This window comes from Prochlorococcus marinus XMU1411 (assembly GCF_017696075.1).
GTDB lineage: Bacteria > Cyanobacteriota > Cyanobacteriia > PCC-6307 > Cyanobiaceae > Prochlorococcus_A > Prochlorococcus_A marinus_V.
In genome coordinates, this window is record NZ_JAAORI010000003.1 from 463,220 (window position 1) to 488,645 (window position 25,426).

30 protein-coding genes and 1 tRNA gene are annotated in these 25,426 nt (G+C 32.1%); 19 read left to right on the plus strand and 12 right to left on the minus strand.

Features of this window, described 5'->3' with window-relative positions; genetic code table 11:
* Position 1: 1 nt before the first annotated feature.
* The 7 genes from urtD to ureE all read right to left on the minus strand — a co-directional run bounded on the left by urtD (position 2) and on the right by ureE (position 6,259).
* A complete protein-coding gene (urtD, locus tag HA145_RS04350) occupies positions 2 to 751 on the minus strand; it encodes an urea ABC transporter ATP-binding protein UrtD (protein ID WP_209128016.1) in 750 nt (249 codons plus the stop codon).
* Positions 744 to 1,874: an urea ABC transporter permease subunit UrtC gene (gene urtC, locus HA145_RS04355; RefSeq protein ID WP_209128017.1), complete on the minus strand. Its 1,131-nt coding sequence runs from the start codon at positions 1,872 to 1,874 to the stop codon at positions 744 to 746. Before urtC ends, urtD begins: the two co-directional genes overlap by 8 nt.
* Entirely contained in the window at positions 1,874 to 3,028 is a 1,155-nt protein-coding gene (gene urtB, locus HA145_RS04360; RefSeq protein WP_209128018.1) for an urea ABC transporter permease subunit UrtB, read from the minus strand. The genes urtC and urtB overlap by 1 nt, the downstream gene beginning before the upstream one ends.
* 81 nt (positions 3,029 to 3,109) lie before the next feature.
* Positions 3,110 to 4,387 (minus strand): urea ABC transporter substrate-binding protein, encoded by a 1,278-nt coding sequence (gene urtA / locus HA145_RS04365; RefSeq protein ID WP_032521505.1) that lies wholly within the window; start codon positions 4,385 to 4,387, stop codon positions 3,110 to 3,112.
* Positions 4,388 to 4,515: 128 nt separating this feature from the next.
* The gene (gene ureG, locus HA145_RS04370) at positions 4,516 to 5,127 is read right to left on the minus strand and encodes an urease accessory protein UreG (protein WP_209128019.1); all 612 of its coding nucleotides are present in this window, start codon (positions 5,125 to 5,127) and stop codon (positions 4,516 to 4,518) included.
* 3 nt (positions 5,128 to 5,130) lie between these two features.
* Entirely contained in the window at positions 5,131 to 5,817 is a 687-nt protein-coding gene (locus HA145_RS04375) for an urease accessory protein UreF (RefSeq protein ID WP_209128020.1), read from the minus strand.
* On the minus strand, positions 5,810 to 6,259 hold the full coding sequence (ureE, locus tag HA145_RS04380; RefSeq protein ID WP_209128021.1) for an urease accessory protein UreE: 450 nt from the start codon (positions 6,257 to 6,259) through the stop codon (positions 5,810 to 5,812). The genes HA145_RS04375 and ureE overlap by 8 nt, the downstream gene beginning before the upstream one ends.
* Positions 6,260 to 6,307: 48 nt before the next feature.
* On the opposite strand from ureE, the gene HA145_RS04385 reads away from it, so the two are divergent.
* Genes HA145_RS04385 through ureC form a run of 4 tightly spaced genes read left to right on the plus strand, consistent with a single transcriptional unit; the run spans position 6,308 to position 9,600 of the window.
* Positions 6,308 to 7,210: an urease accessory protein UreD gene (locus HA145_RS04385; protein ID WP_209128022.1), complete on the plus strand. Its 903-nt coding sequence runs from the start codon at positions 6,308 to 6,310 to the stop codon at positions 7,208 to 7,210.
* Between the two features lie 50 nt (positions 7,211 to 7,260).
* Complete coding sequence (locus HA145_RS04390; RefSeq protein WP_011818334.1) at positions 7,261 to 7,563, plus strand: urease subunit gamma; 303 nt, start codon at positions 7,261 to 7,263, stop codon at positions 7,561 to 7,563.
* A gap of 2 nt (positions 7,564 to 7,565) precedes the next feature.
* Positions 7,566 to 7,886: an urease subunit beta gene (locus HA145_RS04395; protein WP_209128023.1), complete on the plus strand. Its 321-nt coding sequence runs from the start codon at positions 7,566 to 7,568 to the stop codon at positions 7,884 to 7,886.
* Between the two features lie 4 nt (positions 7,887 to 7,890).
* The gene (ureC, locus tag HA145_RS04400; protein WP_209128024.1) at positions 7,891 to 9,600 is read left to right on the plus strand and encodes an urease subunit alpha; all 1,710 of its coding nucleotides are present in this window, start codon (positions 7,891 to 7,893) and stop codon (positions 9,598 to 9,600) included.
* Here ureC and HA145_RS04405 read toward each other — a convergent pair.
* Positions 9,597 to 10,823, minus strand: coding sequence for a glycosyl transferase (locus HA145_RS04405; protein ID WP_209128025.1), 1,227 nt, complete (start codon positions 10,821 to 10,823; stop codon positions 9,597 to 9,599). The genes ureC and HA145_RS04405 overlap by 4 nt on opposite strands.
* Before the next feature lie 50 nt (positions 10,824 to 10,873).
* Here HA145_RS04405 and HA145_RS04410 point away from each other — a divergent pair, with 50 nt between their 5' ends.
* The 5 genes from HA145_RS04410 to HA145_RS09615 all read left to right on the plus strand — a co-directional run bounded on the left by HA145_RS04410 (position 10,874) and on the right by HA145_RS09615 (position 14,912).
* Positions 10,874 to 12,634 (plus strand): sugar phosphorylase, encoded by a 1,761-nt coding sequence (locus tag HA145_RS04410; RefSeq protein ID WP_209128026.1) that lies wholly within the window; start codon positions 10,874 to 10,876, stop codon positions 12,632 to 12,634.
* 2 nt (positions 12,635 to 12,636) lie between these two features.
* Positions 12,637 to 13,434 (plus strand): mannosyl-3-phosphoglycerate phosphatase-related protein YedP, encoded by a 798-nt coding sequence (gene yedP / locus HA145_RS04415; protein WP_209128027.1) that lies wholly within the window; start codon positions 12,637 to 12,639, stop codon positions 13,432 to 13,434.
* Between the two features lie 4 nt (positions 13,435 to 13,438).
* Complete coding sequence (locus HA145_RS04420) at positions 13,439 to 14,383, plus strand: kinase (RefSeq protein ID WP_209128028.1); 945 nt, start codon at positions 13,439 to 13,441, stop codon at positions 14,381 to 14,383.
* A gap of 87 nt (positions 14,384 to 14,470) precedes the next feature.
* On the plus strand, positions 14,471 to 14,698 hold the full coding sequence (locus tag HA145_RS04425) for a DUF1830 domain-containing protein (protein WP_209128029.1): 228 nt from the start codon (positions 14,471 to 14,473) through the stop codon (positions 14,696 to 14,698).
* An 88-nt stretch (positions 14,699 to 14,786) separates the two neighbouring features.
* Positions 14,787 to 14,912, plus strand: a complete 126-nt coding sequence (locus tag HA145_RS09615; RefSeq protein WP_257469981.1) for a hypothetical protein — start codon at positions 14,787 to 14,789, stop codon at positions 14,910 to 14,912.
* Between the two features lie 199 nt (positions 14,913 to 15,111).
* Here HA145_RS09615 and HA145_RS04430 read toward each other — a convergent pair whose 3' ends face one another.
* Entirely contained in the window at positions 15,112 to 15,393 is a 282-nt protein-coding gene (locus HA145_RS04430) for a hypothetical protein (RefSeq protein WP_209128030.1), read from the minus strand.
* 82 nt (positions 15,394 to 15,475) lie between these two features.
* Between HA145_RS04430 and HA145_RS04435 the strand changes: the two genes are divergently transcribed.
* Positions 15,476 to 16,276: an undecaprenyl-diphosphate phosphatase gene (locus tag HA145_RS04435; RefSeq protein WP_209128031.1), complete on the plus strand. Its 801-nt coding sequence runs from the start codon at positions 15,476 to 15,478 to the stop codon at positions 16,274 to 16,276.
* A 52-nt stretch (positions 16,277 to 16,328) separates the two neighbouring features.
* The gene (locus HA145_RS04440; RefSeq protein WP_209128032.1) at positions 16,329 to 16,481 is read left to right on the plus strand and encodes a hypothetical protein; all 153 of its coding nucleotides are present in this window, start codon (positions 16,329 to 16,331) and stop codon (positions 16,479 to 16,481) included.
* On the opposite strand, the gene HA145_RS04445 is transcribed toward HA145_RS04440, so the two are convergent.
* The 3 genes from HA145_RS04445 to HA145_RS04455 form a co-directional block, all read right to left on the minus strand.
* A tRNA-Pro gene (locus tag HA145_RS04445) sits at positions 16,482 to 16,555 on the minus strand.
* 27 nt (positions 16,556 to 16,582) lie between these two features.
* A complete protein-coding gene (msrA, locus tag HA145_RS04450) occupies positions 16,583 to 17,311 on the minus strand; it encodes a peptide-methionine (S)-S-oxide reductase MsrA (RefSeq protein WP_209128033.1) in 729 nt (242 codons plus the stop codon).
* Positions 17,312 to 17,348: 37 nt separating this feature from the next.
* The gene (locus HA145_RS04455) at positions 17,349 to 19,094 is read right to left on the minus strand and encodes an ABC transporter ATP-binding protein (protein WP_209128034.1); all 1,746 of its coding nucleotides are present in this window, start codon (positions 19,092 to 19,094) and stop codon (positions 17,349 to 17,351) included.
* An 80-nt stretch (positions 19,095 to 19,174) separates the two neighbouring features.
* Between HA145_RS04455 and HA145_RS04460 the strand changes: the two genes are divergently transcribed.
* The 8 genes from HA145_RS04460 to gatA all read left to right on the plus strand — a co-directional run bounded on the left by HA145_RS04460 (position 19,175) and on the right by gatA (position 25,364).
* Positions 19,175 to 19,471, plus strand: coding sequence for a DUF3288 family protein (locus HA145_RS04460; RefSeq protein ID WP_209128308.1), 297 nt, complete (start codon positions 19,175 to 19,177; stop codon positions 19,469 to 19,471).
* Between the two features lie 33 nt (positions 19,472 to 19,504).
* A complete protein-coding gene (gene trpD / locus HA145_RS04465) occupies positions 19,505 to 20,539 on the plus strand; it encodes an anthranilate phosphoribosyltransferase (RefSeq protein ID WP_209128035.1) in 1,035 nt (344 codons plus the stop codon).
* Positions 20,540 to 20,553: 14 nt separating this feature from the next.
* Positions 20,554 to 21,693, plus strand: coding sequence for a glutamine-hydrolyzing carbamoyl-phosphate synthase small subunit (gene carA / locus HA145_RS04470; RefSeq protein WP_209128036.1), 1,140 nt, complete (start codon positions 20,554 to 20,556; stop codon positions 21,691 to 21,693).
* A 64-nt stretch (positions 21,694 to 21,757) separates the two neighbouring features.
* The gene (locus HA145_RS04475; protein WP_308789007.1) at positions 21,758 to 22,120 is read left to right on the plus strand and encodes an STAS domain-containing protein; all 363 of its coding nucleotides are present in this window, start codon (positions 21,758 to 21,760) and stop codon (positions 22,118 to 22,120) included.
* Positions 22,117 to 22,515, plus strand: a complete 399-nt coding sequence (locus HA145_RS04480; RefSeq protein ID WP_209128037.1) for a ribonuclease III domain-containing protein — start codon at positions 22,117 to 22,119, stop codon at positions 22,513 to 22,515. The genes HA145_RS04475 and HA145_RS04480 overlap by 4 nt, the downstream gene beginning before the upstream one ends.
* A 4-nt stretch (positions 22,516 to 22,519) precedes the next feature.
* On the plus strand, positions 22,520 to 23,527 hold the full coding sequence (gene rlmB / locus HA145_RS04485) for a 23S rRNA (guanosine(2251)-2'-O)-methyltransferase RlmB (protein WP_209128038.1): 1,008 nt from the start codon (positions 22,520 to 22,522) through the stop codon (positions 23,525 to 23,527).
* Positions 23,528 to 23,671: 144 nt separating this feature from the next.
* Positions 23,672 to 23,887 (plus strand): DUF1816 domain-containing protein, encoded by a 216-nt coding sequence (locus HA145_RS04490; protein WP_209128039.1) that lies wholly within the window; start codon positions 23,672 to 23,674, stop codon positions 23,885 to 23,887.
* Positions 23,888 to 23,915: 28 nt separating this feature from the next.
* Entirely contained in the window at positions 23,916 to 25,364 is a 1,449-nt protein-coding gene (gene gatA, locus HA145_RS04495) for an Asp-tRNA(Asn)/Glu-tRNA(Gln) amidotransferase subunit GatA (protein ID WP_209128040.1), read from the plus strand.
* Positions 25,365 to 25,426 lie beyond the last annotated feature (62 nt).

Here is a 25,426-nt window from a genome sequence, read left to right on the forward strand (position 1 = left end):
ATTAATCCTCAGGCCTTCCTAGATAAACATCAATAACTTTTTGGTCCTTTTGTATAGTTTCCATTGTCCCCTCGCATAATACTGTGCCTTGATTTAATACTGAAACATTACTATCAAGTCTTCTTATGAATTCCATATCGTGATCTATTACCACTACAGTATTTTCTCCTGATAATGATTTTAATAAATCAGCTGTAAGATCAGTTTCTTCATCAGTTAAACCAGCAACAGGTTCATCAACTAACATTAAATCTGGCTTCTGTCCTACTAACATGGCTATCTCGAGCCATTGTTTTTGGCCATGTGATAAAGAACCAGCTTTAGAATCAACTTTTTGAGCTAAATTGATAATCTTCATAAGACGTTCAATCTCATTAAGCTGCTCATCCTTAATATTTTTATTTATGAGGTTTAAGGGACTTTTAGGAGTTGACACTGATATTTCAAGATTTTCTTTAACTGTTAGATTTTCAAAGATTCTTGGACTTTGGAACTTTCTTCCTACTCCAAGTCGAGCAATCTTATGCTCCTTTCTACCTACTATAGATTTTCCTTTGAAAATTACTTCACCTTTTGTTGGCTTAACCTTTCCAGTTATTACATCAAGAAATGTTGTTTTACCTGCTCCGTTGGGTCCTATTACAGCTCTTAATTCTCCTTTCTTTAAATTTAAATTAAGTTTGTTGAGAGCTAAAAAACCCTCGAAACTTACAGTAATATCTATTAAATTTAGAAGATCTTTATTATTCATTATCCCCCTCCTTATTGTTAACTTCTAAGCTTGGATAGGTTTCAATCTTCCTTTTCAAACCAAATCTTTGAAGAAGATTCCTAGGACCATCTCCTTGAATCCATCCTAAAACTCCTTCTGGCAGAGCTGTTACAACTAAAATAAATAAGCCTCCTTGGATAAACATCCAGCTAGCAGGTAAAGCTTCACTTACTAGACTTTTTGCGTAGTTGATGAAAACTGCTCCTAGTATTGCTCCTAATAATGTTCCCCTACCTCCAACAGCAACCCATATAACCATTTCTATAGAAAAAGGAACTGTCATAAATTGAGGTGATACTATTCCAGACTGAACAGTATATAAAGCTCCCGAAATTCCAGCGAGACCTCCAGCAATAGAAAATACTATCGTCTTGAATATAACTGGGTTATATCCTGTAAACCTAACTCTTGGTTCGTCATCTCGTATTCCTATAAGAATATTTCCAAATCTTCCTCTAACTACCCACTTTGCAAAGAACCATGCGGCTATTACTAGTATGGCAGTTATCCAAAAGAATATTCTTTGCATGTACTCAGAACCTACCATCTGACCAAATAATTGTGTTACATCTGTTTTTAATCCATTTGTTCCATTTATAAGTTTTTGTTGTCCATTAAAAAAGTTAAAGAATACAAGAAGAGAAGCTTGAGTAAGTATAGAAAAATAAACCCCTTTGATTCGATTCCTGAAAACAAGAAATCCAATTAATCCCGCAACCAATGCTGGAATTATCCAGATAGCGAAGAAGGTAAAAATTGGCGATTTAAACGGTTCCCAGAAAAAAGGCAATTTTTCAACACCATATAAAGCAAAAAATTCAGGAATATTATTTGGGAATTCAGATGAGCTTGTTATTTGCAAATACATTGCTGCACAATATCCACCTAATGCAAAAAATATACCTTGTCCAAGACTTAGTAAACCTGTATATCCCCAGATAAGATCTACACCAAGAGCAACTATGGACAAAGATAAGTATCTACCAAGAAGATTTAGTCTAAATACAGGGAGTAGGGTTGGTGCTGCAATAATTAGAGCTATTAAAATTATCCAGAATGATAATACTATTCTTTTATCAAATTTAAATTTACTAAGAGACATTAGTTTTCCACCATCCTGCCTTTTTGAGGAAATAAACCTGTGGGTTTAAATTGCAAGAATATAACTATTAATGCAAATATCATTACTCTTGCCATACTTGTTGTCGCAAAAAAGTTGATTGTGTTTGAGAGTGATAAAGGCATATCTGGCCATATTGATAAGAGCCTTCCAGCTCCAATTAAATCCGTCATTATTCCAATTCCAAAGGAAGCAAGTACTGTTCCTAATAAATTTCCTACTCCTCCCAGTACTACAACCATAAAACAACCAACTATATAATTTCCGCCAACATTTGGTCCTACAGAACCTAATAGTGATACTGCTACTCCAGCAACTCCTGCCAAGCCAGATCCTATTCCGAAGGTAATTATATCCACTTTTTCAGTAGATATACCAAGGCAGTCACTCATTTGTCTGTTCTGAGTAACTGCTCTAATACGCATGCCCCAAGCACTTTGGTTTAGAAATAATGTTATTGCTATTACAGAGATAAGTGTAATTACAATTATCATTAATCTTGTTTTAGGAAATGCAGTTCCTAAAATTTCTACTTGACCTCTCATCCATGAGGGGGCTGTTACATCAACATTACGAGCACTCGCTCTACTTAGTTTGCTTACAGTGGATGAAATAACGCTACCAGTGAGAACCCCAGTTAAAGCAGCTAATATCCAAGAACTAAATTTAAAATATTTGAAATTTATTGATTCTTTTATTTTTGGAGGAAAAGTTGCTGGTAAAAATAAACCAATTATAAGACTTATAACTAGACCGGTCCCATAAGCCAATGGTACACTTCTGACAAATTGTTGAAGAATTAAGCTAACGCCCCAAGTTGCGAGAAGAGTTTCTAGTGGACTTCCATAAAGCTTCCTTATTATAGTTTTTTCCAGTAAAATACCTACTACTCCACTAACAACAAAAGCAAGGAAAATTGAAACTATTATGTATGAATTGTAGAAGGGTTTTAATATAGGTAATTTGAAAATTAATTGCGTAACGTATGTTGTATAAGCCCCAACCATCATAAGTTCTCCATGGGCAAGATTAATAACACCCATAAGACCAAAAACAATCGCAAGACCTAATGCAGCAACAAGTAGTACAGATCCGATCGCAACACCATTAAAAAGACTGTCGAGAAGTAACTCCAATTTGAAAAAAAAATATTTGTTTATATAAAATAAAAGGAGGTGTTAACCTCCTTTTATTTTGAAGCATAGGTTTTAATTAAATTAAAGCTTATACTTTTCTCCTTTTGAGGGATCTGTCCAATCGCATGCAAATCCTTTTGAACTTGGATGCTTTTGGTTCCATGCTTGAGGAAGAACAACTCCTGTCTCTTCAAGAATTGTAAAGCCACCTTCTGCATTAATCTCTCCAATTCTTACTGTTTGAGATAAGTGATGGTTAGGCATAACTTCAACTGGACCTTGTGGGGCATCAAACTTTTGTCCAACTAGTGCTTCCCTTACTGCGTTGTCGTCGAAAGTTCCAGCATCCTCAACTGCTTGTTTCCATAAGTAAACCATGTTATAAGCAGATTCTTGAGGATCAGCTACAACACGATCTGCTCCCCATCTTTTCTTGAAACTTTTAGCAAATTTCTTAGATGCAGGAGTATCAATTGACATCATGTAGTTCCAAGCGCCGTAGTGACCTTCAAGGAACTCAGGACCAATTGTACTAATCTCTTCTTCAGCAATTGAATAATTCATTACGTAGTAGCCACTTGAAGGAGTGATACCTGCGTCTTGAATCTGTTTGAAGAATGCAACGTTTTGGTCACCATTAAGTGTATTAATGATTATTCCACCTTCAGGAAGCGCCTTTTTGATTTTTGAGATAATTGGAGCAACTTCAGTATTTCCTAATGGAAGGTAATCTTCTCCAACAACTTTACCTCCTAACTGTTTGACCTGTGCTTTTGTGATTGTGTTTGAAGTTCTTGGGAATACATAGTCAGAACCAACAAGGAAGAAATCTCCACCAGCTGCTGGAGAACGTTTATACATGAAATCTGTAGCAGGTTCTGACTGCTGGTTTGGTGTAGCTCCTGTGTAGAAAATGTTGTTAGAACATTCTTGGGCTTCATATTGAATTGGGTAGTAGAGGAAGGCATCTTTTGATTCGTAGACTGGTAACATTGCCTTTCTACTTGCAGATGTCCAACCACCAAATACAACAGGAACTCCGTCTTGATCTATAAGTTTCTTGGATTTTTCAGCAAAGGTTGGCCAGTCAGAAGCACCATCTTCAACTATGTATTCTATTTTGTAGCTTTTGCCGCCAACTTTTACGCCACCAGAAGCATTTATCTCTTCAATAGCCATTTTTTCAGTATCAACAAGTGTTGATTCAGAAATCGCCATTGTTCCAGATAAAGAATGTAAAATACCAACGGTTACTGTGTCATCGAAACTTCCGGAGGTTCCACCTCCACCACATGAAGTAGCTGTAACAGCAAGTGAGGCAGTAGCTAAACCTGCCAGAATACGCCTTGAAATTCTCATGAATTAGGATAAATTAGGTAATTGACCCTCATTAGGGGGATAAAGTAAAAGTTATTAACGAGTGAGAATTCGTTTTGTATCAGTCGTAACTTTTTGTTGAATCCAATATATAACTAATAGTTATTTTTCTAGTTTTGATTGTTGGGTAGATGTGATTCTAAAAAATGAGTTATTTGTTCAACACCTTTGCCGCTACTAAGGTTGGTAAAAAACCAAGGTTTCCCTTTTCTCATAAATTCCGTATCACTTTTCATAATATTTAAATCTGCACCAACCATATCTGCTAAGTCAATTTTGTTTATTAGTAATAAATCTGACCTTGTTATCCCTGGTCCCCCTTTTCTAGGGATTTTGTCTCCAGCAGATACATCAATCACATATATTGATAAATCTACAAGTTCTGGACTAAAACTAGATGCTAAATTGTCACCTCCACTTTCTACAAAAACAAAATCTAAAGGATTATATTTATTTTCTAAATCTAAAACTGCATTTTTATTTAGGGAACAATCCTCTCTTATCGCTGTATGGGGACAACCTCCTGTTTCCACACCAATAATCCTTCCTTCCTCTAAAACTTTTTTATTTATTAGAAAGTTAGCATCTTCTTTTGTGTAGATATCATTGGTAACAACAGCTATCTCGTAATTATTTTTCAGGCTTAAGCATAGAGTCTCTAATAATGCAGTTTTCCCTGAACCTACAGGGCCAGCAACTCCTACTCTCAATTTGCTGCTCATAAATTAATTTCTAAAAAGTTTTGTATAAAGGTCATTATGATTTTGTTGTGCCATAGCTAAACCTACATTGCCAAAATAGATGTCATCAATTTCTTTGTCCATAATTTCTTTAGAAACTTTTGAAATAATTGCTAATAAATCTCTTTGAATTAATTGTGCTTTTGTTGAACCAACAGGAATAATCCTTAATGCTGCACTAAGTTGGTTCGCACTCCAGGAATAGAAAAAATTCTCAACCATTTCTAACTTAGTAATTTCAAAACAATAACAAGCCCAGCTCCACGCTAAAGGCCAGGAGTTTTTTTTATGTTTTTTATATGGATATTCATATCCAAATTCTTTGTTTAAATCAAAGAGAGATTTTGACATTTGAGTTTGTTGTTCTCTTATCTCGACTGAGTCTTTTGATGAGAGGATCCATTTATCCAAACTCAATAACTTATGCAAATTACTTTTTAAATTTTTGCCTTGGTTTAACTCATTGAAAATATCAAAAAAATCTAATAATAGTTTTGCATCTAGTCTGATCTGACCAATTTTTAGTTCACTTATGATTAATTCTTTTACCGAATTTGAGTCTTTTAAATCTTTATTATTTAGGTAACTCTCTAATCCCTCGGAATAACAAAATCCTCCAACTGGTAAGTTAGGGCTTATTAATAGATATTTTAATAAGTGACTTTTACTCATGGCTGTGGGCACCTCTTTCCGGAAAAAATTTTTTCTGAGTATTTACGATATCAATATTAAAATTTTTAAGCATATTTTCAATTATGTAATCACCTTTTGTTAGAAGAATATCTTCTTCAATTTCTACTTCTACATGCCTATTTCCTAAGTGATAAGCAGTTTTAATAAGTTCAATTTTAGAATTAGAACTTATTTCAATTAAATTTTCTTTTTTTGCAATTATCTCTACATAAAAATTGGACACATTTGTTGAAAGAATATCTCCATCATTTAATTTGCCATCTCTAGGTAATTGTAAAATTATTTCTTGATCACAATCAGTTAATCTTTTACCTCGTAAAATTCTTCTTTCATCTGAACTTAGGGTAAGTTTTAAAAACGAACCTAGTCGAGGTTTTTTCTTAATCCAATCAGTTACAACTATTTGTTTATTCATTCTCATAATCAAAATTTTTGGTTACTTTAATTTAGTAATTAAAGAAAACAATTTATGATTAAAACTTCTTGGGAAGGTAATTGTTTCTTAAATTTTTTCAATAATAATGCAAGTTTAGGAAATGTTGATAAAACAATCTTTAAATCTAAATCAACTTCTCCTTACAAATTATTGAAGTCTACTCATGATCAGGAGGGCAGATGTATTTTACCTGTTCTTCATACTGCAGGGGGATTGGTTGGCGGCGATTTACTTGAGTTTGAGGCAAATCTTGAAAAAAACTCTAAGGTACTGTTGACTACTTCTTCAGCTCAGAAAGTATATGGATCTGTTGGGATATCTAAAGTTAATCCAAAAGGAGCTTTTTCAAAGCAAAAAAATCTTATAAATATTTTTGATAATTCTCATTTGGAATATCTCCCTCAAGAAACAATTATCTTTGCAAATGGCTTATATGAGCAAAATTTTAATGTATCTATTTCAGAAACTTCAAGTTTTTTATTTACTGATTTAATAAGACTTGGAAGATCTTCCTCCGGAGAATCCATTGAGAGTGGCGTTTTTAGGTCTAAATTAAAAATTATGAGAAATAATGATTTATATGATGATTGGGAATATGTTGATCAAATCGAATTATCTAAGGCAAGTTATGTGGCTAAATCAGGTATGGATTACATGCCTGTTTTTGGATCCTTAATTTGGATTTGCGAAAAAGATTTTTCTAAGTCAAAAATAAATAATCTTGTGGGAAATATAAAAAAGATTTTCAAAGAAACTGATAATAAATTATCTATTGGAATCCTTGAAAATGGAATCTCTGTAAGATTCCTTGGGAGTTCTTCTCAAGAAGCTAGGAAATGTTTTTTTTGTATTTGGAAACAAATTAGGTCTGTTAGTGGATTTTGTGAGCCAAAATATCAAGGTGTATGGCCTTTACAAGATTCTATGAATTATTAATTATGTTCAGTAAGAACCTTTTTTAATAATTTATAGACTAATTTTTTATTATGCATCTTTCACCTCAAGAAAAGGATAAATTATTGATTTTTTCTGCTGCGCTCTTGGCTGAAAGAAGACTTAGTCGAGGTCTTAAGCTTAATTATCCTGAAACAATTGCTTTTTTGAGTTTTCAAGTTCTTGAAGGAGCTCGAGATGGAAAAAGTGTAAGTCAATTAATGTCAGAGGGAACTACCTGGCTTTCAAAATCACAAGTTATGGAGGGTATTCCTGAAATGGTTGATGAAGTCCAAATTGAAGCAGTTTTCCCAGATGGGACAAAGTTAGTTACTATTCACAATCCGATTAACTAGTTATGAGTAATTTAATTCCTGGCGAAATAATTCCTGAACAAGGTGAAATCGAATTAAATCTTGGTAAGGAAGTTAAAACAGTAAAAGTTTCTAATTCTGGAGATAGACCTGTACAAATTGGATCACATTATCATTTTTTTGAAGCTAATAAGGCTTTAATTTTTGATCGAGAATTAACACTTGGTATGCGTCTTGACATTCCTGCAGGAACAGCAATTAGATTTGAACCTGGAGATACAACTGATGTCAAATTAGTTCCATATGCAGGCTTAAGAATTGCATATGGTTTTAATTCATTTGTTAACGGTTCTTTAGATACTTAAAATTATGTCCTATAAAATTGACAGAAATACTTATGCGCAAACTTACGGACCTACTACCGGAGATAGAGTAAGACTTGCTGATACCGAACTTTTTATAGAAGTAGAAAAGGATTTAACTACATACGGAGATGAAGTTAAATTCGGTGGAGGTAAAGTTATACGAGATGGGATGGGACAGTCTCAAGTAAGAAGATCTGATGGAGCTGTAGATACAGTAATAACTAATGCTTTGATCGTAGATTGGTGGGGAATAATTAAGGCTGATGTGGGTATAAAAGATGGAATGATTTTTGAAATTGGTAAGGCTGGTAATCCAGATATCCAAGATAATGTCGATATTGTTATTGGTGCATCAACTGAAGTAATAGCTGGAGAAGGCCATATTCTCACTGCAGGTTCAATAGATACCCACATTCACTTTATCTGTCCTCAACAAATTGAGACAGCACTAGCCTCAGGAATTACAACCATGTTGGGAGGAGGAACTGGACCTGCAACTGGCACGAATGCCACTACTTGTACTCCTGGTTCTTTTCATATTTCTAGAATGCTTCAATCTGCAGAAGCATTTCCCATGAATTTAGGATTTTTTGGAAAAGGAAACTCAACAAACGAGAGAAATCTTATTGATCAGGTTGAAGCTGGTGCATGTGGATTGAAGCTTCATGAGGATTGGGGAACAACTCCCTCTACAATAAATTCATGTCTTAATGTTGCAGATAAGTTTGACGTACAAGTATGTATTCATACTGATACTTTGAATGAGGCAGGCTTTGTTGAAGATACCATCAATGCTATTGCAGGAAGAACTATTCATACTTTTCATACCGAAGGAGCAGGTGGAGGTCATGCGCCAGATATCATAAAAATTTGTGGAGAAAAAAATGTTCTTCCAAGTAGTACTAATCCAACAAGACCCTATACGAGGAACACATTAGAAGAACATCTTGACATGTTAATGGTTTGTCATCATTTAGATTCAAAAATCCCAGAAGATATTGCATTTGCTGAATCAAGGATCAGAAGAGAGACTATTGCTGCGGAGGATATATTGCATGATATAGGTGCCTTTTCAATTATTGCTAGTGATTCTCAAGCTATGGGAAGAGTTGGTGAAGTGATCACAAGAACTTTTCAAACAGCTCATAAAATGAAAGTCCAAAGAGGGCCGCTATCGCAGGATTCAGATAGAAACGATAATTTCAGAGTTAAGAGATACATTTCTAAAGTCACAATTAATCCTGCAATAGCTCATGGTATTGATAAACATGTTGGGTCTATAGAAAAGGGTAAAATTGCTGATTTGGCGTTATGGAAACCTTCCTTTTTTGCGGTAAAGCCTGAATTAGTCGTAAAAGGTGGATCTATAGTTTGGGCACAGATGGGTGATGCAAATGCTTCAATTCCTACTCCAGGTCCTGTACATGGTCGTCCTATGTTTGCAAGTTTCGGCCAATCTCTAATTAAGAGTTCTTTCACTTTTTTAAGTAAAAATTCAATAGATCAAAATATTCCTAATAAATTAGGCTTACAAAAGAAATGTATTGCCGTAGAAAATACCAGAAATATCAATAAATCCGACTTAAAACTTAATAGTAAACTACCAAATATTTCAGTTGATCCTCAAACTTATGAAGTTTTTTCTGATGGGGAACTTCTTACTTGTGAGCCACTTGATGAAGTCCCAATGGCTCAAAGGTACTTTTTACTTTAGAAGTTTTTAATTAATTCTTTTTCAGTTGTCTTTATATCTTGTGACCCAGCAATTGCCAAATCTTCTTGTAGTTTGTTCTCACAAGATAGAACTCTTGACCAACTTGGTAACTGTTGCGTCGTAGGGCAAGCCAAGTAATCTTCTGTAGCTGGTCTCAATAGTTTCGCAAATTTTTGTACTGATAGCTCTTCTTCATGCCTATCGTATGGAAGTTGATTAACTGCCGAATCTAATCCAAATTGTTTTACTCTATCTTCGCCAACTCTTTTATAAAGAACTTCCAAGGTAGCTAGTTGAGTACTTGTCAAGGTCTCTGCTTGATGTTCCATGAGACCTCTTAAAACACTTGAAAGTATTTCCGTACACATTTTTTGCAATCCTTCTTTAGATGAATCACCAATATTCTTATGTTTATGATCAAACAAACCTAGGTCAACTTGGGCTATTTTGGAGGTTCTTACGTTTCTATAAACTTCTGATAATAAACCTATCTCTAAACCCCAGTCACAAGGAATTCGTAAATTCATAGCAAGGTCTTTAGTGAAAGCAAACTCACCTGCTAATGGATATCTAAATGATTGGAGATATTGTAAAAAGGGACCCTTCCCTACTAACTGCTCAAGACTTGCCAATAAGGGGCCCACAAATAATCTTGTTGCTCTTCCTTGCAATTGATTGGTCTCTAAGGATAATCTGCTGTAAAAAGCCTTTACATAGGATATTCCATATGATTCATCAAGAAGTGGAAGTATCATTCTTGAAGGATACAAAGGACTAAAAGTTCTTATATCAGCATCAAAAAGAGCAACAACTTCTGATTTTCTTGTCGCAACTCCTATGCCTTGCCAGACAGCCCATCCTTTTCCTGGAGTTCCTAAAAGTTCTAAACCATTTTTTTCTTGGCTTTTTAATAGTTCTATTACAGAGGGAGAATTAGTCCATTGAACGTGAACTGGAAATGGCATTGAGTCAAAAAATGATTTTGCTGCTTTAACTTGTTCAACAGTTTTAGCAGAAAGAGCAATAACTAATTCATTTAAGCCTGAAAGGTCTTTTAAAACTTCTCTTATGTCTTTTAATGCTGGACGTTCAAACTCTTCATATAAGCAAGGTATTAAAATGCTAGTTGATCTTTTTTTAAGACTTTTGTTTAATTCTTTAAGTAAATTTCTTGTTACTCCATATTCATGTATTGTTGTGATTAACCCTTGTTGAAAGTCCATTTTCTAATTGATGTGCAGAATAGTATTAATACTTCGTTGATTTTTTCAAAGTGAAGCAAATTGATTCAGAGAAAAAATTAAATAGATTAAAAATTGATAAATTGTTAAAAACAATTTATTCAAATAATACTACAGAAGAAATTAATTTTATTTCAAATCAATTATTACAGATTTTAGAAGATTTCTCAGAGAAATCTGCTTATGAAGAAATTAGAAATAAGGAAAGATGGAATGAATCTCATTCGGTTTTGATAACTTATGCAGATAGTATTTATAAAAATGGCAAGGCAACATTAATAACTCTTAGTGAGTTGTTAAGTAAACATTTTGGCAGTCTTTCTAAAGTTGTACATATTCTTCCTTTTTTGAAATCCACAAGTGATGGAGGTTTTGCAGTCTCAAGTTATGATTCCTTAGAAGAAAAGTTTGGTGGTTGGGATGATCTCAAAAGTATTTCTAAAAATCATGATTTGATGGCTGATTTAGTACTAAACCATGTCTCATCATCTCACCCATGGGTTCAACAATTTATTAAATCCCAAGAACCGGGTATATCAAATGTTTTTTCACCTAAACAAAATCTTGACTGGTCAAATGTAGTTAGACCAAGAAGTTCCTCCTTGTTTTCTCAAATAAATACTGAAGATGGCCCTAAACAAGTTTGGACAACTTTTGGCCCAGATCAAATTGATTTGAATTGGCATAATCCAAAAATGACTCTTGAGTTCTTAAATTTAATTATTACTTATTTATCTAATGGAATTAAATGGTTCAGGCTTGATGCTGTAGGTTTTATTTGGAAGGAATCAGGTACAACGTGCTTGCATTTACCAAAAGCACATTCAATTGTGAAACTCTTAAGAATTCTTTTGAATAATCTTCTTGATGAGGGAGTTTTAATAACTGAAACTAATGTTCCTCAGAAGGAGAATCTATCTTATTTGATTTCTGATGATGAAGCCCATATGGCATACAATTTCCCATTGCCTCCTCTTCTTTTAGAGGCAATTATTACTTCAAGAGCTGATATTCTAAACTCATGGATTTTTGATTGGCCAGAATTACCTGACGATACTACTCTTTTTAATTTCAGTGCATCGCATGATGGAGTTGGACTGAGAGCTCTTGAGGGTTTAATGAACGAGGAGAGGATAAAAGATTTATTAATAAATTGTGAGAAAAGAGGTGGATTAGTAAGTCATAGACGTTTATCAAATGGTCATGATAAACCTTATGAATTGAATATTTCTTGGTGGAGTGCAATGGAAGACTCCAGTAGAGATGCTAAAAGATTTCAGTTTGAGAGATTTATATTGACTCAATTATTAGTGATGGCTCTTAAAGGAGTCCCTGCCTTTTATTTACCAGCATTACTAGCTTCAGAAAATGATATCAAAAGTTTTTCTATGACAGGTCAAAGAAGAGACCTAAATAGAGAAAAGTTTAAATCAGAAAATCTTTTAGCCGTTTTGAATAATCCTGAATCTAACGCTAATAAAAACTTAAAATATCTGCGTAATGCAATGGATGTCAGATCAGAATTAAAGCAATTTCACCCTTGTTCGGAAATGAAATGTTTGTCTAAAGGTAGAAGTGATATTGTTGTAATCAAAAGAGGTAGAGGTGCTGAATCTATTTTCGCAATTCATAATATGACTGAAAATAAAATCAATTATCAATTGAATGATGATGATCTACCAAAAATAATTGATGATGATTTTAATACCCAAGATTTTTTAAGATCTACTAAATACAATTGCAAAAATATTAGTCTTGATCCTTTTCAAGTGATTTGGCTTAGTGCTTTATAAAAATGATAGAAAATTCTTCTATTTGGATAGTAAGTGATGTAGATGGTACTTTAATGGATCACTCTTATGATTTGTCACCTGCTAAAGAAACCATAAAAAAACTGCAGAAATTATCTATACCCGTAATTCTTTGTACAAGCAAAACCGCTTCTGAAGTTAAAGTTATTAGAAAGGAACTAAAATTGACGGATCCTTATATTGTTGAGAATGGTGCAGCAATATATGGTGAATCTCTTAAAAGAGTAAATGGAAAAATTATTCTTGGAATAAAATACGAATCTCTTGAAGAAATCTTAAATTTTATTTCTAATGAAATTGATTATAAACTAACTCCTCTTAATAATCTCACTGATCAAGAAGCCACTCAGCTCACAGGTTTAGAAGGTAATTCATTGAACTTAATGCGTGATAGGCATTGGAGCATGCCTTTTTTAAATCCTCCAAGTTACTTAGAAGAGAAAATTAATATCTGTTGTAAAAAGTTCAATGTTGATATTTTTAAGGGAAATAGAATGAGTCACTTATTATCTACAAAATCTAATAAAGGTAAGGCAATAAATGCACTTAAAGAATATTCAAATGTTCAAAATATTGAAATTATAGGTTTAGGCGATTCTCCAAATGATTTACCTCTACTCTTAAACTCAGATATTAAAATTGTTATTCCTGGAATAAATGGACCTAACTTAGATTTACTAGAACAATTAAAAGATTTGGAATTTATCTTGGCTTCTGAACCAAATGGATATGGTTGGAAAAATGAAATCAATAAATTAATAAATAAGCTAGAACTGATTTAGAGACATGAAAGATTTAGATATTAATTTTCCTCTTGATAAATTTGAAAAATTAATTATTGATATTGGTTGGGAGTCCTCAACTGATTGGTACAATTTTTGGAATAATCAAAAAAATACTCTTTTAACTGATCGTTTTTGGAATAATAAAGTTAACGATGATTGGATTTGGGGATTGGCTTTGCCTCTATTTTCTCAGGCTTATAAATTTCAAAAAAATTTTTCAGATAGAAAAATAATTGGGATCTCAGCATTGCCTGGGACTGGTAAAACAACCTTAGGTAAATGGCTTGAGGCAACATCGTTAAAATTTAATTTCAAAATTGCTGTTATTTCTATAGACGATTTTTATCTTCCGTCAGATGAAATGAAATTAGCAATTAAGAATAACCCTTGGAATGTTTCTAGAGGTTTTCCTGGTAGCCATTCAGTTAAATTAATGCATGAAAAATTATTAAGTTGGAAAATTAATGGAGAGTTAAATGTCCCCGTTTTCGATAAATCTTTAAGAAATGGCTTAGGCGATAGATCTCATTGGAGATCAGATAAACCTGATTTATTAATTCTTGAGGGATGGTTTTTAGGAGTAGAGCCTTTATCTGTTGATATAAATTGCGAATCCATGAACTTATTAAAGTTGAGTTCCCAAGAATCACTCTATAGATTAAAAATCCAAAAAAATTTAGAAAAATATTTAGATGTTTGGAGTTTAATGGACAGAATTTGGCACTTAAAGCCATTAAAGTTTGACTATATGAATATATGGAAATCTAATCAAGAGCAGGAAATGTTTTTAAAGAAGGGAAATGCACTGAAAGATGAAAAATTAATCAATTTCTTAAGGATGCTCAATGTTGCTATTCCTCATAAAAGTTTTGATGATATAAATTCTTATGCTTTCTTTCTTATTGACCAAGAGCGAAATTTAATTGAGGCCACATTAAATAAGTAATTTTATACATTTTCTTTTTTTTTCAGTAAATTTTTATACATTTTTTTAAGATCCAATTAGTGTTTAATTATATTTTATTAATTAAGAATGGTTGAGTTTTCTTACAAAAACGAAGGTAATAGAATGATTGTATTGAGATGTATTGGTCCATCAAACTTCTTTCTAGAGAGAGTTTTATTCCCTACTGACGTTCTCACTTTTATGGCTCCAAATGATTCAAGAGTTGAAATTTGGGGAAATGAATTATATGGCCCTAAGTTAGAGGAGAGAATTAGGATTTCTTCAGAAAATGAAGATTCGACTTTAGTGGCTTAGAAGTTATTTTCATAATTGTCTTAGAGTCAAAATTTTTTACATATACCTATTTTTTATTGATATTATCTAACTAGTTTAAGTTTTTGTAATGTATTACTTCTCTTCTTTTGAAATTGGAGGTTTTGTTCCTTCTGCAGCTATTGCTGGAGTGTTACTTTTAATTGGTTTAGGTGCCTTCTTTTATCTGGGGATAAAGGGTCCTACTGACTATTAATGTTGAATTTATTCAATAGAAAGTCATTGTATTTATAAACTCATTAATTGAACAATTTAATTATGGATTTAACAACTATTTTATTTATATTAAGTTTGCCATTCGTTTTGTTAACTATATACTTTGGCACAAAAAATGATTTTTACGAAAGTGAGAACTATAAAGGTGATGGTTGTGCTCATGATGTTAAAAGGTAAATCTAGTTTTTATTGCCGTTGAATACACAAGTCCATTTACTATCAAATTGCCAAACAGGTTTATATATTTCATTTGTAATTTTTTCTCCTGCTTTTTTGCATGTATCCAAGTCTTTCATTTGAATAGAGTGTAATGAAGGACTAGTAATTCCACTTACCTCTGGTCTACCTCCTGGTCCTTGTCTATAAGTACCAATTATTAACCAATAATTAGCTTTCACAGGGTCAGATAAAAAGAATGGAGAAAAAATAATTAATAGTATCAAAAAAGATTTTTTTATCATTTATTTATATTATCTTTTACTTATTAAATGTAAATTATATTTCTTAAATTGCTATTAATTAATTATCTAATTTTATACCTATTTGGAATATTTAAAGTTTATTTTATATGGTTTAATTCAAGGTTTAACAGAATTTATTCCTATAAGTAGTACTGCTCATTTAAAAGTTATCTCTCATTTTTTTGGAATTGATGATCCAGGCCCTTCATTGTCTGCAATTATTCAATTTGGCAGTGTTTTAGCTTTAATCTGGTATTTTAGAAGTGATTTTTTTAAATTTAGGAATCAATCTTCAAAAAAAATTTTCGATTATTTAATACATCAAAGGTTATTTAGGTCAATTCTGATTGGGACTATTCCAATTATTATCCTTGGCGGTTCCATTAAATTATTTTTTCCTTATTTTTTTGATAATGTTCTTCGCTCAAATTTATCAATTGCACTATTTTCATTCTTAATGGCTATCTTTATGTACATTGCAGATAGCTCGAAAAAAGGTTCTATAAACTTAAAAAACCATCGTTATAAAGATAGTTTGCTGATAGGTTTATCTCAAGCATTTGCTATTTTTCCGGGGATATCAAGATCTGGAGTTACTATCTCTACCGCTTTAATATCGGGTTGGGAAAGAAGCCAAGCTGCAAAATTTTCGTTTCTTTTGGGTATGCCGGCAATCTCTATTGCTGCTATTGTTGAGTTTATTTCTTCTTTTAATGAATTTTCCTCATTTAGTTTTTTCCCTCTAATTGTTGGTCTCATTACAACTTTTGCCTCTTCATTATTAGCTATCGATTTCTTGTTAAAGTATTTTTCTTCAAAAGGTTTGAAAATATTTATTATATATCGTGTTATATTTGGCTTTGTAATTCTCTTTAATTTATAGGTCTTTCTGAAAAAGAATTTGTAATTATGTTTTTGTTGAAAATTAGTAATAAATGAATATCTTAATATCTTTCCAGTTGGGTGAAGTTGAAGTTTCAAATCTAACTATATTGGTTTTAGCTTTTTTTTCTTCTTTTACATTTATAGCAGTAGGCATAAGTTCATATAAACTATACAAATCTCTTATAAATGAAGACGATAAATAATCGGAACGGCGGGATTTGAACCCACGACCCCCACTACCCCAAAGTGGTGCGCTACCAAACTGCGCTACGCCCCGTCTCTTTACTATAAAGTTTAGATTGATTTAAATGTTATTCTTTATAGGATTGTTATCAGATCTCAATACACATTTCTCAACTTCCCAATTAAAGTTTTCCCATATATGGTCTTCTAATTTATAGTTGCTTCCAGTAAAAACTCCTAACTTAACTTTTGTAGGTGAAGCAGAACAATACTGCCTGCTTCCAGCTGATGCAAGATATTGTTGATGGTATTGTTCCGCAAAAAAATATGTATCAATCATTTTTATTTCCGTTTCAATTAAACCAAGATTTTTTTTGCTTAGTTCCGTTTGATATTGTTCCTTACTGGCTAATATGGTTTTAATATTATTTTCATTTTTGTAAAATATTGCTGATCTATATTGTGTCCCCATGTCATTACCTTGTCTGTTTTTTTGAGTAGGATCATGACATTCCCAAAACATTTTTAATAGATCACTTATATCTATTTCACTTTTATTCCATATAACTCTTACAACTTCTGAATGACCAGTTAAGCCAGAACAAACTTCATAATAAGTTGGATTGTTTTTTTCCCCTCCAGCATAACCTACAGATGTTGTGATAACTCCAGGAAGTTTCCAAAAACATTTTTCAGCACCCCAGAAACACCCACATCCAAAAATTATTTCATCTTCTTCTACATTAGGATCTTTTTTGATATCTGTTTTTAATATTCTATGTAATGAATAAGCATCATTAGTTAAATTTACCTCCTCATTATTCATAATGTTTTTCAGAAATTTAAACATAATTTAAATCTTTTTATTATAAGAAAAAAAATTACTTTTAGCTCTTAACAATTCTGGTAGCTAGTTCTCTATCCCAAAGTTGTTTATATAGTCCATTCACTTCTACTAAATCTTTATGAGTCCCTTCTTGTACTATTTCTCCTTTATCCATTACTAAAACCCTATCACATGTAGCTGCAACAGAAAGTTGGTGACTAATCATTATGATTGTTTTATTACTTCTATCACTCATTTCATCTATTATTCTTGCTGCTGTTTTATTATCTACGCTTGCTAAAGCATCATCAAGAACAACAATAGGAGAATCAACAAGTAGTGCTCTACCTAGCGCAGTTCTTTGCCTTTGTCCTCCACTTAATGTAATACCTCTTTCACCAACAATAGTTTTAAACCTTTGTGGAAAACTATTAATATCGTCAATTAATCCAGCTTTTGTTGCGCTTTCTTTAACTAAATATTTAGAAGCATTGGGTTCTCCAAAACTTAGGTTTTCTGAGATTGTAGAAGTAAATAAGAATGCTTCTTGAGGAACGATTGAAATATTTTTTCTTAGATCACTTAATTTTAAAGTTTTTACATCAATTTCATCTAAAAATAATTGATTATCTGGTATTTCAATAGTCCGTCCTAGAGATTTTGCTAGTGTTGTCTTTCCACAACCTACTGGGCCAACTATTGCAATAAGTTCTCCAGGATAAATTTTAAAATTGAGATTATTTAATGAATTAAATTTTGATCCTGAATACTTTATAGTTAAATTTTTTGCTTCTAATAATCCTTTAATCTTTCTTTTTAAAAATTTAGTTTCTTCTCTATCTACAATATTTGGGTTGTTCTGAAAGATTTCTTCAACACGATCTAAACTTACTTGACCAATTTGAAAAGTATTTAAGGTAAAACCTAATAGAGCTGTGGGGAAGACAAGTCTTTCTACGTAAAGAATTAAAGCTACTAAACCACCTATAGAAATAAATCCACTCTCTAATTGAAAAGTTCCTAATGATAATAAAATCAATAATGAAATTGAGGAAATCCCCTGTAACAAAGGGAATAGGGTACTCGCTGTTCTAGCAAGTTTGATCGCTGAATTTCGATAAGCATTATTATATATGTTAAATTCTTTTTTCTCAGCATTCTCTTGGGCATAAATTTTAATGGCGCTTATGCCAGAAAGATCTTCTTGTATTAGATCACTAAGTTTTGATAATGATTCTTGTTGAGCTTTTCTTTGATTAACCATTCTGCCGCCAAATAGACTTACAATTCCAAGGATTAATGGAAAAATCATTAAAGCTGATATTGTTAATGTTTTATTAATTGAAAACATTGAGGGAATAGTGAATGAATAAGCTAAAACAATGTTGCACAAGCTTAAAACTGTAAAACCTAAAAGTCTTCTTATGTTTTCAACATCGCTTGTAGCTCTACTAATAATGTCTCCACTACCTTTTTTTTGGATCCATTCTGGATCTTGAATAAGTAAATGGTCAAATAGTTTTTGACGAAGATTTACTTCTACTTTTCTACCTATTCCGAAGACAATCTGTCTGGAAAATAATCTTATTAAACCCATACAAGTTGCTAGAAATATTAACCATAAAGATTTAGAAATAACAAAATCTGAAGAAAACCCATTTTGTAATTGGTCAATTATATTTTTTACTTCTAATGGTATTACAACACTTAAAATATTTACTACCAATAGAGCTAAAGATCCATATATAAATTCTTTTTTATATGGTCTTAGGTATTTAGATATAACTTTTAATTTTAAATTTTTCATTTTATTTTGCCCATATGATTAAGATAATGTTTCATTTTTAGATATGTGAGCTAATTTTATAAATGATTCAGTATTTATTTATGGGTAACGAACAAACTCATCCTTTACATGAAACCGACAAGAGCATTATAGATTCCCTTATCACTAAAAATACACCAGAAGATCTTGACTATATAAATCTAGCTAGATTAATAAATCGTTATACCAATTTCCCTGGAGAAATTGAAATTAAAAATGATATTGAAAAAATTTTAAAATTTTGGAAAATTACTAAGATCGAACTTTTTTCAAAAACAAAAAATATTTGGTCAAAAAGCTTCAGGCCTTCTAATACAAATAAAGACTTAGTTGGCTCAGGTTTTGATACCTCAAATTGAATTTTATCTTTATAATTTTTCTTCAATAAATAAATGACTTCTAATCTATCAAACGCTGAAATCCTAAATAATTTGTTAGAGGGAAGGAATCTTGATGATTTAACTTCTAGATCTTTAATGCAAAGATGGCTTAATGATGAAATTTCAGATGTTGAAACAGGAGCCTTTTTAAGTGCTTTGAGAGCTAAGAGCTCTACAGGAGTGGAATTAAGTTCTATGGCTGAGGAACTTTTAAATGTTTGTGAATTGCCAGTAGCAAGACCAAATTTGTATTTGGTAGATACTTGTGGAACAGGAGGGGATGGAGCAAATACATTTAATATTTCAACTGCAGTAGCATTTGTAGCTGCATCTTGTGGGGTAAAAATTGCAAAACACGGAAATAAAAGTGCTAGCGGGAAAGTTGGCTCTGCTGATGTTTTGTTAAAACTTGGTTTGAATTTAAATTGCTCATTAGAAAAAGTAATAACAGCCGTAAGTGAAATTGGAATAACTTTTTTGTTCGCACCTATCTGGCATAAATCTTTAATAAAACTTGCTCCTTTAAGAAAGACCCTTGGAATAAGGACAGTATTCAATCAACTCGGACCATTGGTAAATCCTTTAAGACCCAATGCGCAAGTTTTGGGTGTTGCTTCTGAGGATCTTTTAAAACCTATGGGAAGCGCTCTTTTAAAAATGGGGATGAATAGAGCAATAGTCGTTCATGGGTCTGGAGGCCTTGATGAGGCATCGCTTCAAGGAGAAAATAAGTTAGTGTTTGTTGAAAATGGAGAGTTAAGGTTTTCAGAAATAAATATTTCAGATTTTAACCATGAAAATATTTCTAATGAAAAGCTTGTAGTTTCTGATTTTGAGTCTAGTGAGGCAATATTAAAATCTGTTTTAAGTGGTTCTGGTCAAAAATCTCATATTGATGTTGTTGCCTTGAATGCTGCTTTAGTTCTTTGGGCAGCAGGGATTGAGGATGATTTAAATGAAGGATTTAATAAAGCTTTATTTTCGATTTATCAAGGAGATCCTTGGAAAAAGTTTTTACTTTTAAAAAATTATTTATCTACAAATTAATTAATTTCATATTGATGATTAATCCATATAAGAAAAATGCGAAATTAGTTTTAAGTAATGGAATTGTTTTTCCAGGATTCTTTTTCGGTGCTTCTGGTACAGCCATTGGTGAAATAGTTTTTAATACTGGAATGACCGGATATCAAGAAGTTATTACTGATCCAAGTTATTACGGGCAGATATTAACATTCACTTATCCAGAGATTGGCAATACTGGTATTAATTTTGAAGATTCAGAATCTAATATTAATGTTAAAGGTATAATTGTTAGAAATTTTTCATCCAATAACAGCAATTGGAGATCTAAAAAGAGTTTTGATCAATGGTTAGTTGAGAAGAAAATCATAGGTCTTTATGGAATTGATACAAGGGCTCTTGTTAAAATTTTAAGATCTAATGGTGCGATGAATGGAGTTATTACCTCTTTAGATAAAACTGATGAAAGTTGTTTAAAGATAATTAATGATACGCCAATGATGGAGGGTTTAAATTTATCAAAAGTAGTTTCAGCAAAGGAACAATATTTATGGAACAGTCATACGCAAACAATTTTTGATTTAAGAAAAAGATATGCTGAATCGTCTAAAAAATTAAAAATAGTTGCAATTGATTTTGGAATTAAAAATTCAATTTTAAATAGACTTGTATCTCATGGATGTGAAGTTTTGGTTTTACCTTCTCGATCTTCTCTCAAAGATGTTCTGTCTAACAAGCCGGACGGTATATTCTTCTCAAATGGTCCAGGGGATCCTTCTTCTGTTTTAGAAGGTATAGAATTAGCAAAATCACTTATTGAATATGGCGAAATACCTATGTTTGGTATTTGCCTTGGTCACCAAATATTTGGATTAGCATTAGGAGGTTCAACTTATAAATTACCTTTTGGACATCGCGGTTTAAATCACCCTTGTGGTGAAAATAATAAAATTGAGATAACTAGTCAAAATCATGGTTTCGCTATTGATCCTAATTCTCTCTCAAAAGATATAGTTAGAATAACTCACTACAACCTTAATGATAATACTGTGGCTGGCCTAGAGGTTAATAATAAGCCAATATTTAGTGTGCAATATCATCCAGAAGCAGGACCTGGACCACATGATTCAGATTATTTATTTAAAAAATTTGTTTCTCTAATGTTAGAAAGATGTTGACATATTGTTTTCTTTTGATTTGATAATTACATTTGATATATTAATTTTTTGGAGGTATTAGATCATAGAAGATTTCCAGAAGTTAACGGTTTCTTTAAGAGGAAACCTTGAGGTTAAAACAAACATTATTGTTTTTTCTTTTAAGGGCCAACTTGATGCTTTTTCAGAAAAACAATTTAAGACTTTTGTTACTAATAATTTAAAAAATGAACTTCCATTCGTTATTGATCTTGCAAAAATAGATTTTTTAGATTCCTCTGGTCTTGGAGCTCTTGTTCAAACTGCTAAAGAATGTAAGAAGTCTAATCTTGGCTTCTCTGTAGTTGGCAATTCGAGAGTGGCCCAAACAATTAAACTTGTTCGTTTGGGAGATTTTCTTAACTTGAAGTCAAGTCTTGAAGATGCATTAAATTATTTAAAGAATTGAATTATTGGATTCAAAACTTGTCTCCTTATGGATCACCCGAAGATATAGGCGTTATCCAACTTGCTTGGCTTGGAGATTCAGTATGGGAGCTTCATCAAAGACTTAGGCATGTTCATTTCCCTTTAAAATCAAAAGATCTCCATTTATCTGTAGTAAATGAAGTAAAAGCAAAATCACAGGCAGAATCATTAAGTCAAATTGAACATTTATTAAATTTAAATGAAATTGATCTAATTAGGCGTGCTAGAAATAAAACAAAGAGATATCCAAAGTCTTCAGACCCTACCATATACTCTAGAGCAACTGGTTTTGAAACTCTCATTGGTTGGCTATTTTTAAAAGATCCTCAAAGATTATCAACACTTTTTGAATATTTAGAACTAAAAATGAATTAATCCTATGAAAAACTCCTCAAAAAAATTTTTTCTCGGAAAAAATAATAAAAATAACAAAAAAAATTCTGATTTTGGTTCTTACTCAAAAAATAAAAATCGTTCAGAAAAAAATGAAAGATTTTTGAAGAATTCTTTTAAAAATAATAATGTTGATAATTTAAATAAAAATGAAAAAAATAATATTTTTTCATCTTCAAATAAAAGAAAACCAATATTTAAATCTAATTCAGAATTTTCTAATAAAAACCCTGAAATTCAACAAGACTTTACTAATAAAAGAAATTTTGATGATTGGATATGGGGTAAACATTCTGTTTATGAGGCTCTTTGTAGTGAAAGAGCGATTAATAGGATTTGGTGTACTTCGGAAATCTTTTCCTCTGACAAATTCTATATTTTGCTTAAGAACCTTAAATCAAAAGGAGTTCTTATTGAAGAAGTTTCTTGGAACAGGCTTTCGCAACTAACTTATGGTGCTTCACATCAAGGCGTTGTATTGCAGTTAGCATGCTCTAAAACAATATCCCTAGAACAATTAATCGATTTTTCTAAACACAACTGTGCAAATCCCATACTACTAGCATTAGACGGTATAACTGATCCACATAATGTTGGTGCGATTATAAGATCTGCAGAAGCATTTGATTGTAAAGGCATTATTATTCCTCAGAGAAGATCAGCTGGATTGACGGGAACAGTCGCCAAAGTAGCTGCAGGAGCCTTAGAACACTTGCAAGTTAGTAGAGTTGTTAACTTGAATAGAGCACTAGAGGAGCTTAAGAAAAATGGTTTTCTTATTGTAGGCTTATCTGGAGATGGTCAATTATCTATCTCAAATTTTTTAGAAAAAGCACCCTTGGTAGTTATAGTCGGCTCTGAAGATAAAGGTATTTCTTTACTTACTCAAAAAAAATGTGATTATCATTTAAGCATTCCTCTAAAAGGTAAGACTTCAAGTTTAAATGCCTCCGTGGCGGCCGCTATATCACTATTTCATTTGACCTGCAAATAATATAGTTATTAATAATCACTGTTATTAATGACCTCTTAATGTTGTTGTTTCAATATATTTATGTGATTAATAAAAAATTATTGAATTTTCACTACAAAATTGTATAGAATTTAACAAGAATTGTGGTTTAGTAGGCCAAAAAAATTGATTAGAAACTTTGGAAACAAACTCGGATTAGCTTGGTGGGCTAAAATTGAGACAGAAAAACCTAATGGCACCTACTGGTTTGGCCCATTTATTACTAAACGTAGTTTAAAAGAAAATATGTCTTCTTTTATTAATGATCTTTCAGATGAAGGTTTTAAAAATATAAAACATAGTTTGGTTCGCTGCAAAAAAGAAGAACCATTAACTGTCTGATAAATTTAATTTTAAAAAAAATTAAGTAATGAATTTTAATTCTTTAAGAAAAGAAATTTTTAACAATAATGCTTCTGTTAAGGAATTAGTTAATGATATTTTTGCCAAGATAGATCATAAAGATCCTGAAGTTAACTCATATATTTGTATTACAAAAGATAATGCACTTGCACAAGCAGATAATATAGACAAATTAATTCAAAATAAAGAAAAACTTCCTCCTCTTGCGGGCATTCCAATAGCAATAAAGGATAATATTTGCACTAAAGGAGTTGTAACCACTTGTGCAAGCAAAATGCTAAAAAGTTTTGTTGCACCTTATGAATCTACAGCTTCAAGTAAATTATGGTCTTCAGGTGGAATTTGTTTAGGAAAGACAAATTTAGATGAATTTGCAATGGGTAGTTCGACTGAAACTTCTGTATTTGGCGTCACTTCAAACCCTTGGGATATTAATAGAGTTCCAGGAGGAAGCTCAGGCGGAAGTGCTGCTTCAGTTGCAGCTGGATTTTGTGCGGCAGCTATAGGTTCTGACACAGGAGGATCAATAAGGCAGCCAGCTTCTTTTTGTGGTGTTGTAGGTCTTAAGCCTACTTATGGCAGAGTAAGCAGATGGGGATTGGTTGCATTTGCTAGCTCTCTTGATCAAATTGGTCCAATTACTAATACTGTTTCAGATGCTGCTGAAATTCTTTATTCAATATCTGGTAAAGACCCTTTTGACTCAACATGTCTTGATAAACCAGTGCCGAATTATTTGACTGATTTAAATAAATCTATAAAAGGTCTAAAGATTGGAATTATTAAAGAATGTTTTGAACATAAAGGGCTCAATCCTGAAGTTAAGGAATCTGTTCTTTCTGGAGTTGAGAGATTCAAAACTTTAGGAGCTGAAGTTATTGAAGTTGAATGTCCTAGATTTAACGACGGTATCGCGACATATTATGTCATTGCACCTTCTGAAGCCTCCGCAAATTTAGCTAGATACGACGGAGTTAAATATGGCTACAGATCAAGCAAGGGTACAAATCTTATTGATATGACATCAAAAAGTAGAGCTGAAGGATTTGGAGATGAAGTGCAAAGAAGAATTTTGATAGGAACTTATGCTTTGTCAGCTGGATACAGTGATGCCTATTACAAAAAGGCACAAAAAGTTAGGACATTAATAAGAAGAGATTTTGATATTGCTTTTAAAAAAGTAGATATTCTATTAACCCCAACTTGTCCTACTACAGCTTTTTTGAAGGGTGATTTCGTAAATGACCCACTTTCTATGTATTTGTCTGATCTATTAACTGTTCCTGTTAATTTAGCTGGACTTCCAGCAATCAGTATTCCCTGCGGTTTTGATACTAAAGGATTACCTATAGGAATGCAATTAATAGGCAATGTATTAGAAGAAAATAGAATATTGAATGCTGCAAATATCTTTGAAATTGATGCTCAGGTAATTAAGAAGAGACCTTTATTCTAAATTTGTATTAATAATTAATTTGTAATCACAAAGTATAGATCTTTTAGAAATTTTCTCTATCT

Coding starts and splice junctions, on each gene's coding strand:
- urtD (WP_209128016.1), bottom strand. CDS start 751: ATGAATAATAAAGATCTTCTAAATTTAATAGATATTACTGTAAGTTTC.
- urtC (WP_209128017.1), bottom strand. CDS start 1,874: ATGTCTCTTAGTAAATTTAAATTTGATAAAAGAATAGTATTATCATTC.
- urtA (WP_032521505.1), bottom strand. CDS start 4,387: ATGAGAATTTCAAGGCGTATTCTGGCAGGTTTAGCTACTGCCTCACTT.
- ureG (WP_209128019.1), bottom strand. CDS start 5,127: ATGAGCAGCAAATTGAGAGTAGGAGTTGCTGGCCCTGTAGGTTCAGGG.
- HA145_RS04375 (WP_209128020.1), bottom strand. CDS start 5,817: ATGAGTAAAAGTCACTTATTAAAATATCTATTAATAAGCCCTAACTTA.
- ureE (WP_209128021.1), bottom strand. CDS start 6,259: ATGAGAATGAATAAACAAATAGTTGTAACTGATTGGATTAAGAAAAAA.
- HA145_RS04385 (WP_209128022.1), top strand. CDS start 6,308: ATGATTAAAACTTCTTGGGAAGGTAATTGTTTCTTAAATTTTTTCAAT.
- HA145_RS04390 (WP_011818334.1), top strand. CDS start 7,261: ATGCATCTTTCACCTCAAGAAAAGGATAAATTATTGATTTTTTCTGCT.
- HA145_RS04395 (WP_209128023.1), top strand. CDS start 7,566: ATGAGTAATTTAATTCCTGGCGAAATAATTCCTGAACAAGGTGAAATC.
- ureC (WP_209128024.1), top strand. CDS start 7,891: ATGTCCTATAAAATTGACAGAAATACTTATGCGCAAACTTACGGACCT.
- HA145_RS04405 (WP_209128025.1), bottom strand. CDS start 10,823: ATGGACTTTCAACAAGGGTTAATCACAACAATACATGAATATGGAGTA.
- yedP (WP_209128027.1), top strand. CDS start 12,637: ATGATAGAAAATTCTTCTATTTGGATAGTAAGTGATGTAGATGGTACT.
- HA145_RS04420 (WP_209128028.1), top strand. CDS start 13,439: ATGAAAGATTTAGATATTAATTTTCCTCTTGATAAATTTGAAAAATTA.
- HA145_RS04425 (WP_209128029.1), top strand. CDS start 14,471: ATGGTTGAGTTTTCTTACAAAAACGAAGGTAATAGAATGATTGTATTG.
- HA145_RS09615 (WP_257469981.1), top strand. CDS start 14,787: ATGTATTACTTCTCTTCTTTTGAAATTGGAGGTTTTGTTCCTTCTGCA.
- HA145_RS04430 (WP_209128030.1), bottom strand. CDS start 15,393: ATGATAAAAAAATCTTTTTTGATACTATTAATTATTTTTTCTCCATTC.
- HA145_RS04440 (WP_209128032.1), top strand. CDS start 16,329: ATGAATATCTTAATATCTTTCCAGTTGGGTGAAGTTGAAGTTTCAAAT.
- msrA (WP_209128033.1), bottom strand. CDS start 17,311: ATGTTTAAATTTCTGAAAAACATTATGAATAATGAGGAGGTAAATTTA.
- HA145_RS04455 (WP_209128034.1), bottom strand. CDS start 19,094: ATGAAAAATTTAAAATTAAAAGTTATATCTAAATACCTAAGACCATAT.
- HA145_RS04460 (WP_209128308.1), top strand. CDS start 19,175: ATGGGTAACGAACAAACTCATCCTTTACATGAAACCGACAAGAGCATT.
- trpD (WP_209128035.1), top strand. CDS start 19,505: ATGACTTCTAATCTATCAAACGCTGAAATCCTAAATAATTTGTTAGAG.
- carA (WP_209128036.1), top strand. CDS start 20,554: ATGATTAATCCATATAAGAAAAATGCGAAATTAGTTTTAAGTAATGGA.
- rlmB (WP_209128038.1), top strand. CDS start 22,520: ATGAAAAACTCCTCAAAAAAATTTTTTCTCGGAAAAAATAATAAAAAT.
- gatA (WP_209128040.1), top strand. CDS start 23,916: ATGAATTTTAATTCTTTAAGAAAAGAAATTTTTAACAATAATGCTTCT.